Raw genomic sequence first — 14816 nt, forward strand, 5'->3', positions numbered from 1 at the left:
CGAAGGGTGGTACGACATGGCACGCGTACGGTACGGACCGCGCACCGAGGCCGAGATCGAGGCGGCCCGCACCAAGAACTCCCAGCTCCCCGACATCTGGTCCACCGGTGTGGTGGCCGTCTGGGAGAGCGACCCCGACGCGGTGGCGGCCGTCCTGCCGCCGCCGCTGAAGCCCACCGGGCGGCCCCTGGTGCGCGCCAACATCAGCAAGGTGGACCTGCCCGGCTATCCGCTGGGCGCGGGCTCGGTGGCGGTCGCCGCCGAGTACGGCGGGCGCGAGGGCTGGTACCCGCTCGTCATGCCGATGACCCACGAGCGCGCCCTGATCGGCGGCCGCGAGGTCTTCGGCGAGCCCAAGAAGCTCGGCGAGGTCACGGTCGAACGGGACGGGCTCACCGTGCGCGCCGCCCTCGCCCGGCACGGCATCGCCTTCGTGGAGGTGCGCGGCGCGGTCTCCGGGCCGCTGCCCTTGCCGGAGCCGGTGGAGAAGTACGACTTCTACTTCAAGTTCCTGCCCGCCGTGGACGGTCGCGGCTTCGACGCCGACCCGGTGCTCGTCCAGTGCACCCGGCACGAGAAGGTCCGCAAGCTGGAGCAGGTGACCGGCGACGTCGTGCTGCGCGAGTCGATGTACGACCCCGTCGCCGACCTCCCCGTGCGCCGCCTGGTCGAGATCACCCTCGGCGAGAAGACCAGCGACCAGAGCGGCAGGGTCGTGGACCGGGTGAGCGCGCAGGCCCTGCTGCCGTACATCCACCAGCGCTACGACGACCCGCAGCAGATCCTCGACGGCCCGCCGGAAGGGAGCGCCTGATGGAACTGCGCCAGGGGCAGGTCGCCGTCGTCACGGGCGCGGCGAGCGGCATCGGCCTCGCGATGGCCCGGCGGTTCGCCGACGAGGGGCTCAAGGTCGTCCTCGCGGACGTCGAGGAGGGCGCGCTCGACAAGGCCGCCACGGAGCTGCGCGAGGGCGGCGCGCAGGTGCTGGCGCGCGTCGTGGACGTCAGCGAGGCCGCTTCCGTACGGGAGTTGGCGGACGCGGCGTACGACGCCTTCGGCACGGTGCACGTCCTGTGCAACAACGCCGGGGTCGGGTCCGGGGCCGAGGGCCGCATGTGGGAGCACGAGCCCAACGACTGGAAGTGGGCGTTCTCCGTCAACGTCTGGGGCGTCTTCCACGGCGTCCAGGCCTTCCTGCCCCGGATGCTCGCGGGCGGCGAACCCGGGCACGTGGTCAACACCTCCTCCGGCGACGGCGGCATCGCGCCGCTGCCGACGGCCTCGGTGTACGCCGTCACCAAGGCGGCCGTGGTGACGATGACCGAGTCGCTGTACGCGCACCTGAAGGCGGAGCAGGCACAGGTGGGCGCCTCCGTGCTCTTCCCGGGTCCGCACATGCTGCGCACCGGCCTGTGGGAGTCGCACCGCAACCGCCCCCGGCGGTACGCCAAGGAGCGCCCGCGCACGTCGCCCTACCGCAGCCTCGACCAGTGGGAGGCGGCGATGAAGGAGGCCGGGCACGAGATCGAGTTCACCCCGGTCGAGGAGGTCGCCGGGGTCGTCGTCGACGGCATCAGGGCGGACCGCTTCTGGATGCTCCCGGCGAGCGAGCACAGCGACCGGCAGATCCGGGCACGGTCGCAGTCGATGCTCGACCGGGCCAACCCCGCGTACCTCGAAAAATTCATCCTCGACTGAGACCCCCTCTGAGACCTCGACTGAGACCTCCTCCGAGACCCCCTCCGACCGGTTCCGCCCCCAGGAGCGTGATCGAACGTGACCGAACGAGACCCCTACCTGATCATTTCCTCCGACTGTCACGCCGGACTGCCCACCGAGCAGTACCGGCCCTACCTGGACAGCGCCTTCCACCGCGCCTTCGACGACTTCCTCGGCCAGCGCGACGCCCGCCGCGAGGCGATGACCCGCCTCGGCGTCCGCAACGAAGCCTTCGCCGCCAAGTGGTTCCACGACAACGAGGAGGGCCTGCGCGGCGGCTGGGACTCCGCCCAGCGCCTGAAGGAACTCGACGGCGACGGCGTGGCCGCCGAGGTCGTCTTCCCGGACGCCGACGCCGTCGACAGCCAGACCGCCGCCCCCTTCGGCGTGGGCCTCGGCCTCTCCGGCGACCAGGACCCCGAACTCGGCATGGCGGGCGCACAGGCGCACAACCGCTGGCTCGCCGAGTTCGTCGGCGAGAACCCCGAACGTCACTGCGGCGTCGCCCTGCTGCCGATCACCGGCGAGGTCGACAAGGTCGTCGCCGAGGTGCACCGCGCCAAGGAGTCCGGGCTCGGCGCGCTGATGATCCCCTCGATGTGGGTCGACAAGGCCCCGTACCACGACCGGCGTTACGACCCGGTGTGGGCGGCCGCCGCCGAGACCGGCATGCCGGTCGTCACCCACTCCGGCGCAGCGCCCCGCCACGAGTACGGCGACCACCTGGGCATCTACGTCAGCGAGGTCACCTGGTGGCCCGCCCGCCCCCTGTGGTTCCTGCTCTGGTCGGGGGCCTTCGAGCGGCACCCGGGCCTGAAGTTCGGCGTCGCCGAGTCCGGCTGCTGGTGGCTGCCGAACCAGCTGTGGTTCATGGACCGCCTCTACCTCGGTGCGCACGGCGGCAAGAAGCTCTCCCCGTTCGAGGAGCTGAAGCGGCCGCCGAGCGAATACCTCGACCGCCAGGTGTTCATTTGCGCGACGAACACCAAGAGGCGCGAGCTGGCCCAGCGGTACGAGATCGGGGTCGACAACATCCTCTGGGGCAGCGACTTCCCGCACCCGGAGGGCACCTGGCCCAAGACCCGCGAGTGGCTGAAGAACACCTTCCACGACATCCCCGTCACCGAGACCCGCCGCATCCTCGGCCTCGCGGCGGCCGACGTCTTCGGCTTCGACACCGGGAAGCTGGCGCCGCTGGCCCGGCGGATCGGGCCGACGCCCGACGAACTGGGGCAGCCGGCGGACCAGGCGGCCGTGGAGCAGTCGTGGGCAAAGTCCCGCGAAGTGGGCCGCCACTGGCTCACCGAGCACGACTTCCCGCAGATCGGAGTCATGTGATGGACCGGGCTGTGCCGTCTCACTACACGGTGATTTCGGCCGACTGCCACGCCGGAGCCGACCTCCTCGACTACAGGCCGTACCTGGAGAAGAAGCACCACGCCGACTTCGACGCCTGGGCGGCCACCTACACCAACCCCTACGAGGACCTCCTCGCCGACACCGCCGACCGCAACTGGAACTCCTCCCGCCGTCTCGCCGAGCTGGAGGCCGACGGCATCGTCGCCGAGGTCGTCTTCCCCAACACCATCCCGCCGTTCTTCCCCACCGCCTCCCTGATGGCCCCCGCGCCCACCAAGGAGGAGTACGAGCAGCGGTGGGCCGGACTGCGCGCCCACAACCGGTGGCTCGCCGACTTCTGCGCGGACGCCCCCGGGCGCAGGGCGGGCGTCGCGCAGATCCTCCTCAACGACGTCGACGAGGCGGTACGGGAGATCCGCCGCACCCACGAAGCGGGCCTGACGGGCGGTGTGCTCCTCCCGGGCGCCCCGCCGGGCTCCGGCATCCCGGAGCTCTACTCGGCGACGTACGACCCCATCTGGGCCGTCTGCGCGGAGCTGGGTGTGCCGGTCAACCACCACGGCGGGTCGGCGTCGCCGCCGCTGGGGGAGGAGCCCGCGGCCCGCGCGGTGTTCATGGTCGAGACGACGTGGTTCTCGCACCGGGCGCTCTGGCACCTGATCTTCGGCGGCGCGTTCAATCGGCACCCGGACCTCAAGCTGGTCCTCACCGAACAGGGCTCCGGGTGGATTCCCGGCGTCGTGGACATGCTGGACTACTACCACTCCCGGCTCGTCGCGGCGGCGACGAAGGCGGCGACCGCGGAATCCAAGTTCGGGGCGGGGCTCGCCGCCTCGATGGGCAACAGCCCCAGCGAGGTCTGGCGCGACAACTGCTTCGTCGGGGCCAGCTTCATGCGCCCCCACGAGGTGCCGCTGCGCGACCGCGTCGGCCTGGACAAGATCATGTGGGGCAGCGACTACCCGCACGACGAGGGCACCGCCCCCTACTCCCGCGAGGGCCTGCGCATTGCCTACGCCGGACTGCCGCGGGAGGAGGTCGCCGCCATGGTCGGTGGGAACGCCGCCCGGGTGTACGGCTTCGACCTGGAGCTCCTCGACGCGATCGCCGCCAAGGTCGGGCCCAGCGTCGAGGAGATCGCGCGACCGCTCGACGAGGTGCCCGCGGACGCCACCAGCCCCGCCTTCGCACCGGGCGGGTCGGTACGCGTCTGGTGAGCGCCCGGGTGGCATCCTCCGCGACATGACAGACGAAACGGACACCTATCAGCCGCACCACCAGGACCTCGGCTCCCGCCTCAACTGGCTGCGGGCCGGGGTCCTCGGCGCGAACGACGGCATCGTCTCCACGGCGGGCCTCGTCGTCGGCGTCGCCGGGGCCACCGACTCCCGGACCACCCTCCTGACGGCCGGTCTGGCCGGACTCCTCGCGGGCTCCCTGTCGATGGCGGCGGGCGAGTACGTCTCGGTGTCGACGCAGCGCGACTCGGAGAAGGCGGCCGTCGAGCTGGAGAAGAAGGAACTGAGCGAACAGCCCGAGGAGGAACTCGCCGAACTCGCCCAGATCCTCCAGAACAGCGGCCTCACCGCCGACGTCGCCCGGCAGGCCGCGCACCAGCTCACCGAGCGCGACGCCCTGCGCGCGCACACCAGCATGGAACTCAACATCGACCCCGACCAGCTGGCCAACCCCTGGCACGCCGCCTGGGCCAGCTTCATCGCCTTCACCGTGGGCGCCCTGCTGCCACTGCTGGCGATCATCCTGCCGCCCCAGTCCTGGCGGCTGCCGGTGACGGTCGTCTCCGTCCTGCTGGCGCTCGCCTGCACCGGCTGGGGGAGCGCCCGGCTCGGCGCGGCGCCGCCGGGACCGGCCGTGGTGCGGACGATGGCCGGAGGGGCGCTGGCGATGGGAGTGACGTATCTGGTCGGCACCCTGCTGGGCGCGACGGGCGCCTAGCCCCCGCGCGCGCCGTATCGGGCCGGTTCGCACGGTTCCGTCCCGGGCGCGGGTCGGCCACCATGGCACGTATGCGAGAAGAGCGAACTCCCCCTGCCACGCCCCGATTCGACGCCCTCGTCGCGGAGGCCGGGCGGATCGCCGTGGGGCTCGGGCACCGGCACACCGGTGCCGAGCACCTCTTGATGGCGCTCCTGCGCGACCCCGACGCCGTGCCCACGCAGGTGCTGGCCGAGCTCGTCGACCCCGTCGAGATCGACAAGCGGCTGCTGACGCTGGTCACGTCCCCGACGTACCACGAGAACCGGCACACGGACCGCCCGCACTCCTGAACCGGACCGCCCGGGTTCCTGACGGAAGTTCTTACATACTTGTGGGTAACAACCCCTAGTCGGGCCCCGGTCCGCCGTCCTATCGTGCGGGAATGCCGAACCTGCCCGATGTCGTGCTGTGGTCCATCCCGGCCTTCGTCCTGCTCACCGTGCTCGAAATCGTCAGCTACCGCCTGCACCCCGACGACGAGGCCGAGGGGTACGAGACCAAGGACGCCGCCACCAGCATCACCATGGGGCTCGGCAGCATCGGCTTCGACTTCCTGTGGAAGATCCCGATCGTCGCGATCTACACGGCGGTCTACGAACTGACGCCCGCGCGCATCCCCGTGCTCTGGTGGACGATCCCGCTGATGCTGCTCGCGCAGGACTTCTTCTACTACTGGTCGCACCGCGGCCACCACGTCGTGCGCATCCTGTGGGCCTGCCACGTCGTCCACCACTCCAGCCGGAAGTTCAACTTCACCACCGCGCTGCGCCAGCCCTGGACGACGCTCACCGTGTGGCCGTTCTACCTGCCGCTGATCGCCTGCGGGGTGCACCCGGCGGCCCTGGCCTTCTGCTCCTCCGCCAACCTCGTCTACCAGTTCTGGGTGCACACCGAGCGGGTCGGCAAGCTGCCGCGCCCCTTCGAGTACGTCCTCAACACGCCCTCCCACCACCGGGTGCACCACGCCTCCCAGGGCGGCTACCTGGACCGCAACTTCGGCGGCATCCTGATCATCTGGGACCGGATCTTCCGCTCCTTCGTGTCCGAGACGGACCGCCCCGTCTACGGCCTGACGAAGAACATCGAAACCTTCAACCCCCTGCGCGTGGCCACCCACGAGTACGCGGCCATCGCCCGCGACGTGCGCGCGGCCCGCACCTGGCGCGAACGCGCCGGCCGCGTCTTCGCCGGCCCGGGCTGGCAACCGAAGACGGCTCTCGCCGGTGCCGGTGACATGGCCCCCGTCGCCGCTGCCGCTGCGACCGGCACCGCTGCCGCCGCGACCGGCACCGGCGACAGGGCCGGGAGCACCAGCGCCGGTGCGAGCGTGCCCGTGGCGAGCGCCGGTGCTGGTGCTGGTGACAGCTTCTCCGTGGCGGGCACCAGTGCCGGTGACACTCCTGCTGTCGCGGGCACCAGTGCCGGTGACACTCTTGCGGTCGCGAGCAGCAGGCCCGGTGACACTCCTGCCGCCGCGAGCACCAGCGCCGGTGACGTCCCCGCCGCCGGGACTGCCCCCGCCCAGCAGCCCGAGCCCGCCGCGTGAGCCGTGACCGGCTCGCCCGAGCCCTCCTCACGGCGTTCCTCCTCGCCACCGTCGTCGACCTCGGCGGTCTCCTGGCGGGCGTCTGGACGGTGCACGCCGTCGCCAAGCCGCTGCTGATGCCGCTGCTCGCCGGATACGTCGCGGTACGCGGCGGCCCGCGCCTCCTGGTGGCGGCACTCCTCTTCGGCTGGGGCGGAGACGTCGCGCTGCTCTTCGACGCGGACCCCGCCTTCATGCTCGGCATGGGCTCCTTCGCCCTCGGCCACGTCTGCTACCTGCTGCTCTTCAAAGGCGCACCGATGCGCCGCCCGCTGGGCGCGCTGTACGCCCTCGCGCTCGTCGGCACGGTCGCGCTGCTGTGGGCCGACCTCCCCGCCGACCTGCGCATCCCGGTCGCCGGATACAGCCTGCTGCTCACCGTCATGGCCTTCCGGGCGAGCGGCCTCGGCCTGTACGCCGGTCTCGGCGGCGCGCTCTTCCTGCTGTCCGACACCCTGATCGCCACCGGGGTGGCCCAGTGGCCGCAACTGCCCGCACCGGACTTCTGGGTGATGGCCACCTACGCGGCGGCCCAGTGCCTGCTGGCCCTCGGTGTTCTGCGCGCACCGGCGCGGGCTGTGGCGCCCCACCGAGAAGAGGCGGCGACTGCGACGTACGGTGAAAGGCGTACTGCCCTCTGACCAGCAAGGACGCCCCCCCCATGCGCGCCACCGTCATCCACGCCCCCCGTGACATCCGCGTCGAAGAAGTCCCGGACCCGGTCGTCCAGCACTCCACCGACGTGGTGGTACGCGTCCTGCGCGCCTGCGTCTGCGGCAGCGACCTGTGGGCCTACCGGGGGGAGTCGGCCCGCAAGCCGGGCCAGCGCATCGGGCACGAGTTCCTCGGCGTCGTCGAGGAGACCGGCCCCGAGGTGCGCGCCTTCCGGACCGGCGATCTGGTCGTCGCCCCCTTCGTGTGGTCCGACGGCACCTGCGACTTCTGCGCCGAGGGCCTGATGACGTCCTGCCCCGAGGGCGGCTTCTGGGGCTCGGTCGGCTCCGACGGCGGCCAGGGCGAAGCGGTGCGCGTGCCCTTCGCCGACGCGACCCTGGTCAAGCTGCCCGCCGACGCAGCCTCCGACGACCGGCTGCTCACCGCCCTGCTGGCGCTCTCCGACGTGATGGGCACCGGCCACCACGCGGCCGTGGGGGCCGGTGTGCGGCCCGGTGCGACCGTGGCGGTGGTCGGGGACGGCGCGGTCGGTCTGTGCGGGGTGCTGGCCGCCCGGCGGCTCGGCGCGGAGCGGATCATCGCGATGGGGCGGCACACGGCCCGTACCGACATCGCCCGCACCTTCGGCGCGACGGACGTCGTCGCCGCACGCGGCGAGGAAGCGGTGGACGCCGTACGGGAGATGACCGGCGGCCAGGGCGCGCACTGCGTCATCGAGGCGGTCGGTACCGAGCAGTCCATGCGCACGGCCGTCTCCATCGCCCGCGACGGCGGTGCGATCGGCTACGTGGGCGTCCCGCACGGCAGCGCCGGCGGACTCGACCTGGGCGTGATGTTCGGCCGCAACATCGGGGTGCGCGGGGGAGTGGCCCCGGTCCGGGCGTACCTCCCGGAACTCCTCACCGACGTCCTGAACGGCACCATCGACCCGTCCCCGGTCTTCGACATGACCGTCCCGCTCGACGAGGTCCCCGACGGCTACAAGGCCATGGACGCCCGCACGGCCCTGAAGGTCCTGGTCAAGCCGTAGGACATGCGTGAGGGGTGCGGGACCGTACCGACGGCCCCGCACCCCTCACCGTTTCACCTGAAGCGCAGCGTCACCTAGCGCACAGCACGCAGGGCGTCGATGATCCCGGCCCCGTAGAAGCCGTTGTCGTTCACCCCGCCCTTGCAGACGGCGTCGATCTTGCCGTCCTTGTTGATGTCGTACGGCTCACCGCACGCGGTGGACTCCGCCTGCGACGTCAGCAGCCGCTCCAGCTGCGCCGGAGTGGCCTTCGGGTGCGTCGACTTCAGCAGCGCGAGGACGCCCGAGACGTGCGGGGACGCCATCGAGGTGCCGTTCTTGTAGCCGTACTTGCCGCCCGGCAGCGTCGAGAGGATGCCGCCGCTGACCGCCGGGCCCTCCGGCTCCTGGTAGGCGGTGGAGTCGCCGCCGGGAGCCGCCACGTCCACGACGCCCTTGCCGTAGCTGGAGTACGAGGACTTCAGGTTCTTCGCACCGGTGGCGGAGACCGTGATCACGTCGTCCAGCTGCATCGGGATGTCGAGGCACTTCTTCGGGTCGATGGTGCGCGGCACCGGCGTCCCGTCGTTGGGGCTCGACGCGTCCTGGATCTCCTTGGAGTCCAGGTCGTAGTTCGAGTTGCCCGCCGAGGCCACGGAGATCGTGCCCTTGTTCCAGGCGTACCGGCTGGCGCGGTCGACGGCCTCCACGAGGGCGCCCTGGTCCGGGTCGTCCTTGCAGTTGAACATCCACGGGTCGGTGAAGTAGCTGTTGTTCGTGATGTCCGCGCCGTGGTCGGCGGCGTACACGAAGGCGCAGACGACGGCCTCGGTGTAGAACTCGCCGCTGGCGTCGGCGACCTTGATGCCGGAGACCCGGACGTTCGGCGCGACACCGGTGACGCCGACGCCGTTCTTCGCAGCGGCGATGGTGCCCGCCACGTGGGTGCCGTGGTCGGACTCGCCGGCCTGCGGACGCCAGGTGCCCGGCGTCGTGTTCGCCACGCCGCCGACGCAGTTGGCGGAGCCCGCCGCGTCGAAGTTGGGCGCCAGGTCCGGGTGGGTGTCGTCCACGCCCGTGTCGATGACGGTGACGTTGACCTTCTTGGAACCCAGGGTCTTCTGGTGCGCCTTGTCGGCGCGGATCGCCGGGAGGCCCCAGAGCAGCGGCTCCAGCGGGTCCTGGGCGACGTCGGCCTTCTTGGCCAGGCTCGCCGCGGTCTTCGCCTCGGCCTCGGTCAGCACCTTCGTGCCGCCGACGTCGGTGGTCGACGCCGACTTGATCGGCGCGGTGCGGGTGGCACCGGCCGACTCGACACCGCGCACCTTGCGGATCTGCTTCCCGAACTCGGGGTTCTGGGAGGTGACGACGATGACGCCTATCTTGTCGTACGAGATCACGACGGTGCCGCCGGCCTTGGCTATCGCCTTCTTGACCGACGAGGCCGTCGACTTGCCGCCCTCGATGTTGACGACGTACGACAGCTTGGGGCCGTCCGCCGCGGGGGCTGCCGCGGGCGCGGCCTCCAGGGGCGCCGCGTTGGCCGAAGCCAGCGGGAGCACTCCGAGAGAGGCGGTCAGGGCCAGCCCGACGGGCAGGGCCAGTACGCGAGACCGTCTGCTTCCCAGATGAGCCATGGGATCTCCACATCATCCGTGCCGAACGTCCTACCGCAGAACCGCGGTTGGACGGGTACATGACCAGCGAAGCTATCGCTGATCAACGGGTGCAATCAATGAGTTCGGAAAAGAAAACGCGTCCGTTGAACCGAGACGCCCCGCGCGCCGTGCCGTTGACAGGGGGAGGCAAGCCGTCCGCCCCCGTCCAGTGAGGTCCCCTTGACCCCCTCCATTCCGACCGCGTCGCGAGGAGATTCCGTGACCACCGATGCACCACCGCCCCAGGGCGGCCCGGAAACCCAGCCCCCCGGGCCCACGACGGAGCAGTTCGTCGCGGTGCAGGAGAGCGCGGAATTCGGCGAACTGCGCCGGGCCCATCGCTCGTTCGCCTTCCCCCTGACCGTCGCCTTCATCGCCTGGTACCTGCTGTACGTACTGATGTCGAACTACGCCGGCGGCTTCATGGGCACCAAGCTCTTCGGCAACATCAACGTCGCCCTCGTCTTCGGACTCGCCCAGTTCCTGACCACCTTCCTCATCGCGTGGTTCTACTCGCGGCACGCGGCGACCAAGCTGGACCCGAAGGCCGCAGCGATCAAGTCCCGCCTGGAGGCCGGAGAATGACCACTCTCGACAACCTTGGCTGGCAGTTCGCCGCGGGCGAGGGTGCGAGCGAGCACCGCACGCTGATCATCACCCTCTTCGCCCTGTTCGTCGTCGCCACCCTCGGCATCACCGTCTGGGCCGGACGGCAGACCAAGAGCGCCGCCGACTTCTACGCGGGCGGCCGCCAGTTCACCGGCTTCCAGAACGGCCTGGCGATCTCCGGCGACTACATGTCCGCCGCCTCCTTCCTGGGCATCGCCGGGTCCATCGCCCTCTTCGGCTACGACGGCTTCCTGTACTCCATCGGCTTCCTGGTCGCCTGGCTGGTCGCCCTGCTGCTGGTCGCCGAACCGCTGCGCAACTCCGGCCGGTACACGATGGGCGACGTCCTGGCGTACCGCATGAAGCAGCGCCCGGTGCGCACCGCGGCGGGCACCTCGACGATCGTCGTGTCGATCTTCTACCTGCTCGCGCAGATGGCCGGCGCCGGTGTGCTGGTCTCCCTGCTGCTCGGTATCACCAGCGACGGCGGCAAGATCGCCATCGTCGCCCTGGTCGGCGTCCTGATGATCGTGTACGTCACCATCGGCGGCATGAAGGGCACCACCTGGGTGCAGATGGTCAAGGCCGTCCTGCTCATCGCGGGCACCCTGCTGATCACCTTCCTGATCCTGCTGAAGTTCAACTTCAACGTCTCCGAACTGCTCGGTGCGGCCGCCACCAACAGCGGCAAGGAGGGCTTCCTGGAGCCCGGCCTCAAGTACGGCGCCAGCGCGATGTCCAAGCTGGACTTCCTCTCCCTGGGCATCGCCCTGGTGCTCGGCACGGCCGGACTGCCGCACATCCTGATCCGCTTCTACACCGTCCCCACCGCGCAGGCCGCCCGGAAGTCCGTCAACTGGGCCATCGGCATCATCGGCGCCTTCTACCTGATGACGATCGTCCTGGGCTTCGGCGCCGCCGCCCTCCTCAAGCCGGGCGACATCACCGCCTCCAACAAGGCGGGCAACACCGCGGCCCCGCTCGCCGCCCTCGAAATCGGCGGCGGCTCCGGCTCCACCGGCGGCGCGATCCTCCTCGCCGTCATCTCCGCCGTCGCCTTCGCCACAATCCTCGCGGTCGTCGCGGGCCTCACCCTCGCCTCGTCGTCCTCGTTCGCGCACGACATCTACGCGAACGTCATCCGGCGCGGCAAGGCGACCGAGAAGGAGGAGATGCGGGCCGCCCGCTGGGCCACCGTCCTCATCGGCATCGTCTCCATCGCGCTCGGCGCCCTCGCCCGCGACCTCAACGTCGCCGGTCTCGTCGCCCTCGCCTTCGCGGTCGCCGCGTCCGCCAACCTGCCGACGATCCTCTACAGCCTCTTCTGGAAGCGCTTCACCACCCAGGGCGCCCTGTGGTCGATCTACGGCGGCCTGTTCGCGGCGGTCTTCCTGGTGCTGTTCTCGCCGGTCGTCTCCGGCAAGCCGACCTCGATGTTCAAGGGCGTCGACTTCGCCTGGTTCCCGCTGGAGAACCCCGGCCTGATCTCGATCCCGCTGGGCTTCCTGCTCGGCTGGCTCGGCTCGCTCCTCTCCAAGGAGGAGCCGAACAAGGGCAAGTACGCCGAGCTGGAGGTCAAGTCCCTCACCGGCACCGGAGCCCACTGACCGGTCACGGTCCGTACCCGTACGAACCTCCAGGGCCGCGTCGTAGGACTCTACGACGCGGCCCTGCCGCGACTCGTGGCAATCGGCCCTCAGGCGTTGTCAGTGCCGTCGCGTAGTGTCGAAGGCACCAGTCACCCATCGGGGAGGGGGCCCACAGTGCTCATCGACACCTTTGGCCGGGTCGCCACCGACCTGCGCGTCTCACTGACGGACAAGTGCAATCTGCGCTGCACCTACTGCATGCCGGAAGAGGGCCTCCAGTGGCTCGGCAAGCAGGAGCTGCTCTCCGACGACGAGATCGTCCGGCTGATCCGCATCGCCGTCACCGAACTGGGCATCACCGAGATCCGCTTCACCGGCGGCGAACCGCTGCTCCGCCCCGGCCTGGTCGGGATCGTCGAGCGCTGCGCCGCCCTCACGCCCCGCCCCAAGATGTCGCTGACCACCAACGGCATCGGCCTCAAGCGCACCGCCACCGCCCTCAAGGCCGCCGGGCTCGACCGGGTCAACGTCTCTTTGGACACGCTGCGCCCCGACGTCTTCAAGACCCTCACCCGCCGCGACCGCCACCAGGACGTCCTGGACGGCATGGCCGCCGCCCGCGAAGCCGGACTCACCCCGGTCAAGGTCAACGCCGTCCTGATGCCCGGCCTCAATGACGACGAGGCCCCCGACCTCCTCGCCTGGGCCGTGGCCAACGACTACGAGCTGCGCTTCATCGAGCAGATGCCGCTCGATGCCCAGCACGGCTGGAAGCGCGACGGCATGATCACCGCCGGGGACATCCTGCAGTCCCTGCGCACCCGCTTCACCCTCACCGAGGAGGGCGACACCGAGCGCGGCTCCGCGCCCGCCGAGCGCTGGACGGTCGACGGCGGCCCGCACCGGGTCGGCGTCATCGCCTCCGTCACCCGCCCGTTCTGCGGCGCCTGCGACCGCACCCGGCTCACCGCCGACGGCCAGGTCCGCACCTGCCTCTTCGCCCGTGAGGAGTCCGACCTGCGCTCCGCCCTGCGCTCGGACGCCACGGACCAGGAGATCGCGGAGCTGTGGAAGGTCGCCATGTGGGGCAAGAAGGCGGGCTCGGGCCTCGACGACCCGACCTTCCTCCAGCCGGACCGCCCGATGTCGGCGATCGGCGGCTGAGCGGCCCGCCGGACAGGGGCTACGCCTGCTGCTCGGGGGCTTCCCAGTCGGCCAGCGGCACGACGTCCTTCAGGAATCCCCGTACCCCGAGGAACTGCGACAGGTGCTCCCGGTGCTCCTCGCAGGCCAGCCACGTCTTGCGGCGCTCCGGAGTGTGCAGCTTCGGGTTGTTCCAGGCCAGCACCCAGACCGCGTCGACACGGCAGCCCTTGGCGGAACAGACGGGGTTCTCTTCGCTCACAAAAACATTCCCAAAACAAAAAGGCGACGCCGAGCAGCCACGGGGGGAGCTGCCCGGCGTCGGTCCGTCGCTCCGACGGGGGATGCGGAGCGCCTACGAAGTATGTCACGGGGTACGGGGTGCGGTGCACCGGAACGTCATGATTGATCTGAGCTTTTCTTGAGCTTGGGTGGAGCTAAGTAGTCCGTCCCCGGGGCTCGTTGACCGAACCCGCGGCCTCCGAAGCGCTCCCCGTGCCCCGGAACGGGCCCTCGTCGGGCCCCATCACGGTGCCCTCCAGCGGCGGCCCGATCGCGGGCCGCACCGGGGCGGGCACGAAGGTGCTGGGCAGGGGCTTCGCGTTCTCCCGGCCGCCGTTGGCGATCACCACGGCGACGTACGGCAGCAGCACGCCCAGCGCCAGCGCCACGATCGCCACATGACGTTCCACGTTCCACAGCACGGCAGCGAGGATGACCGCGACCGTCCTGACCGACATCGAGATGACGTACCGACGCTGCCTGCCCCGCACGTCCTCCGCGAGGCCCTGGCGGGCTCCGGTGATCCGTACGACCTCGGCCCCGCGCAGCTTCCGCACCACGATTCCACCACCCGATTCCTGCGCCGGGCGCTCCCCGGCCCGGATTCCTCCACGGTACGCCCGCCCTCCGACAGGCGGCAGAGCGGGGCCCGTACAGTCTGGGCAAAGCCGACCATGCCTCCCCCGTACGGCGGTGTCCGACATGCGCCGTACGGGGTATCCGCCCAGACTTGATCGCAGCGCACATCCGCGCCCGTACGAGGAGGCGACATGAGTTGGTTGTGGGCAATCATCGTGGGACTGGTGCTCGGTCTGATCGCGAAGGCGATCATCCCGGGCAAGCAGCAGATCCCGCTCTGGCTGACGACGATCTTCGGCATGATCGGAGCCGTGGTCGGCAACTGGATCGCCGCCCGTTTCGGGATCAACGAGACCCGGGGCGTCGACTGGGGCCGGCACATCTTCCAGCTGATCGGCGCGGTGGCCGTGGTCGGCGTGGGGGACTGGCTGTACGTCATGCTCCGGGGCAACAGAAGCCGCGCCTGAGCGGCGCGTACAACGGCGGCGGGGGCCCCCCCCCCCGGGGGGGGGGGGGGGGGCCCCCCGGGGGGGGGGGGGGGGGCGGGGGCGCCCGGGCCACCGCGAGAGCCCCCCCCCGGGGGTGATTGTGAGTGGGAGGGCAAAACCCCC

General features: G+C 70.8%; 15 protein-coding genes and 1 pseudogene. 13 read left to right on the plus strand and 3 right to left on the minus strand.

The genetic code is table 11. The features are described from left to right. The first annotated feature begins 16 nt into the window (after positions 1-16). From ACIO3O_RS38675 to ACIO3O_RS38715, 9 genes and pseudogenes are all read left to right on the plus strand, one after another. Positions 17-814, plus strand: coding sequence for an acetoacetate decarboxylase family protein (locus tag ACIO3O_RS38675; protein WP_401754294.1), 798 nt, complete (start codon positions 17-19; stop codon positions 812-814). Next, the gene (locus tag ACIO3O_RS38680; RefSeq protein ID WP_401754297.1) at positions 814-1698 is read left to right on the plus strand and encodes an SDR family NAD(P)-dependent oxidoreductase; all 885 of its coding nucleotides are present in this window, start codon (positions 814-816) and stop codon (positions 1696-1698) included. Before ACIO3O_RS38675 ends, ACIO3O_RS38680 begins: the two co-directional genes overlap by 1 nt. Before the next feature lie 78 nt (positions 1699-1776). Beyond that, positions 1777-3057, plus strand: a complete 1281-nt coding sequence (locus ACIO3O_RS38685) for an amidohydrolase family protein (RefSeq protein ID WP_401754300.1) — start codon at positions 1777-1779, stop codon at positions 3055-3057. Beyond that, positions 3057-4295 carry an amidohydrolase family protein gene (locus ACIO3O_RS38690; RefSeq protein WP_401754302.1) on the plus strand — a complete coding sequence of 413 codons (1239 nt, stop codon included), beginning with the start codon at positions 3057-3059 and terminating at the stop codon, positions 4293-4295. The genes ACIO3O_RS38685 and ACIO3O_RS38690 overlap by 1 nt, the downstream gene beginning before the upstream one ends. Before the next feature lie 25 nt (positions 4296-4320). Continuing rightward, the gene (locus ACIO3O_RS38695; RefSeq protein WP_401754305.1) at positions 4321-5034 is read left to right on the plus strand and encodes a VIT family protein; all 714 of its coding nucleotides are present in this window, start codon (positions 4321-4323) and stop codon (positions 5032-5034) included. Positions 5035-5105: 71 nt separating this feature from the next. Further along, positions 5106-5366: a Clp protease N-terminal domain-containing protein gene (locus ACIO3O_RS38700; protein WP_401754307.1), complete on the plus strand. Its 261-nt coding sequence runs from the start codon at positions 5106-5108 to the stop codon at positions 5364-5366. A 92-nt stretch (positions 5367-5458) separates the two neighbouring features. Next, positions 5459-6409: pseudogene (locus tag ACIO3O_RS38705) on the plus strand (sterol desaturase family protein); the annotation flags it as partial. A 209-nt stretch (positions 6410-6618) separates the two neighbouring features. Then, positions 6619-7302, plus strand: a complete 684-nt coding sequence (locus tag ACIO3O_RS38710) for a lysoplasmalogenase (RefSeq protein WP_401754310.1) — start codon at positions 6619-6621, stop codon at positions 7300-7302. Between the two features lie 20 nt (positions 7303-7322). Next, the gene (locus ACIO3O_RS38715; protein WP_401754313.1) at positions 7323-8366 is read left to right on the plus strand and encodes a zinc-dependent alcohol dehydrogenase family protein; all 1044 of its coding nucleotides are present in this window, start codon (positions 7323-7325) and stop codon (positions 8364-8366) included. 74 nt (positions 8367-8440) lie between these two features. Here ACIO3O_RS38715 and ACIO3O_RS38720 read toward each other — a convergent pair whose 3' ends face one another. Next, positions 8441-9982, minus strand: coding sequence for a S8 family peptidase (locus ACIO3O_RS38720; RefSeq protein WP_401754316.1), 1542 nt, complete (start codon positions 9980-9982; stop codon positions 8441-8443). Positions 9983-10222: 240 nt separating this feature from the next. Here ACIO3O_RS38720 and ACIO3O_RS38725 point away from each other — a divergent pair, with 240 nt between their 5' ends. The 3 genes from ACIO3O_RS38725 (at position 10223) to moaA (ending at position 13365) form a co-directional block, all read left to right on the plus strand. Then, complete coding sequence (locus ACIO3O_RS38725; protein ID WP_401754319.1) at positions 10223-10588, plus strand: DUF485 domain-containing protein; 366 nt, start codon at positions 10223-10225, stop codon at positions 10586-10588. Beyond that, a complete protein-coding gene (locus ACIO3O_RS38730) occupies positions 10585-12219 on the plus strand; it encodes a cation acetate symporter (RefSeq protein ID WP_401754322.1) in 1635 nt (544 codons plus the stop codon). The genes ACIO3O_RS38725 and ACIO3O_RS38730 overlap by 4 nt, the downstream gene beginning before the upstream one ends. A 156-nt stretch (positions 12220-12375) precedes the next feature. Next, positions 12376-13365, plus strand: coding sequence for a GTP 3',8-cyclase MoaA (gene moaA, locus ACIO3O_RS38735; protein ID WP_401754325.1), 990 nt, complete (start codon positions 12376-12378; stop codon positions 13363-13365). Between the two features lie 19 nt (positions 13366-13384). On the opposite strand, the gene ACIO3O_RS38740 is transcribed toward moaA, so the two are convergent. Next, entirely contained in the window at positions 13385-13606 is a 222-nt protein-coding gene (locus tag ACIO3O_RS38740) for a hypothetical protein (protein ID WP_401754328.1), read from the minus strand. A 175-nt stretch (positions 13607-13781) separates the two neighbouring features. Further along, positions 13782-14186, minus strand: a complete 405-nt coding sequence (locus ACIO3O_RS38745) for a DUF3099 domain-containing protein (protein WP_401754331.1) — start codon at positions 14184-14186, stop codon at positions 13782-13784. A gap of 210 nt (positions 14187-14396) precedes the next feature. Here ACIO3O_RS38745 and ACIO3O_RS38750 point away from each other — a divergent pair, with 210 nt between their 5' ends. Continuing rightward, entirely contained in the window at positions 14397-14672 is a 276-nt protein-coding gene (locus ACIO3O_RS38750; protein ID WP_401754334.1) for a GlsB/YeaQ/YmgE family stress response membrane protein, read from the plus strand. Positions 14673-14816 lie beyond the last annotated feature (144 nt).

It is taken from the genome of Streptomyces sp. NPDC087440 (assembly GCF_044744005.1).
GTDB lineage: Bacteria > Actinomycetota > Actinomycetes > Streptomycetales > Streptomycetaceae > Streptomyces.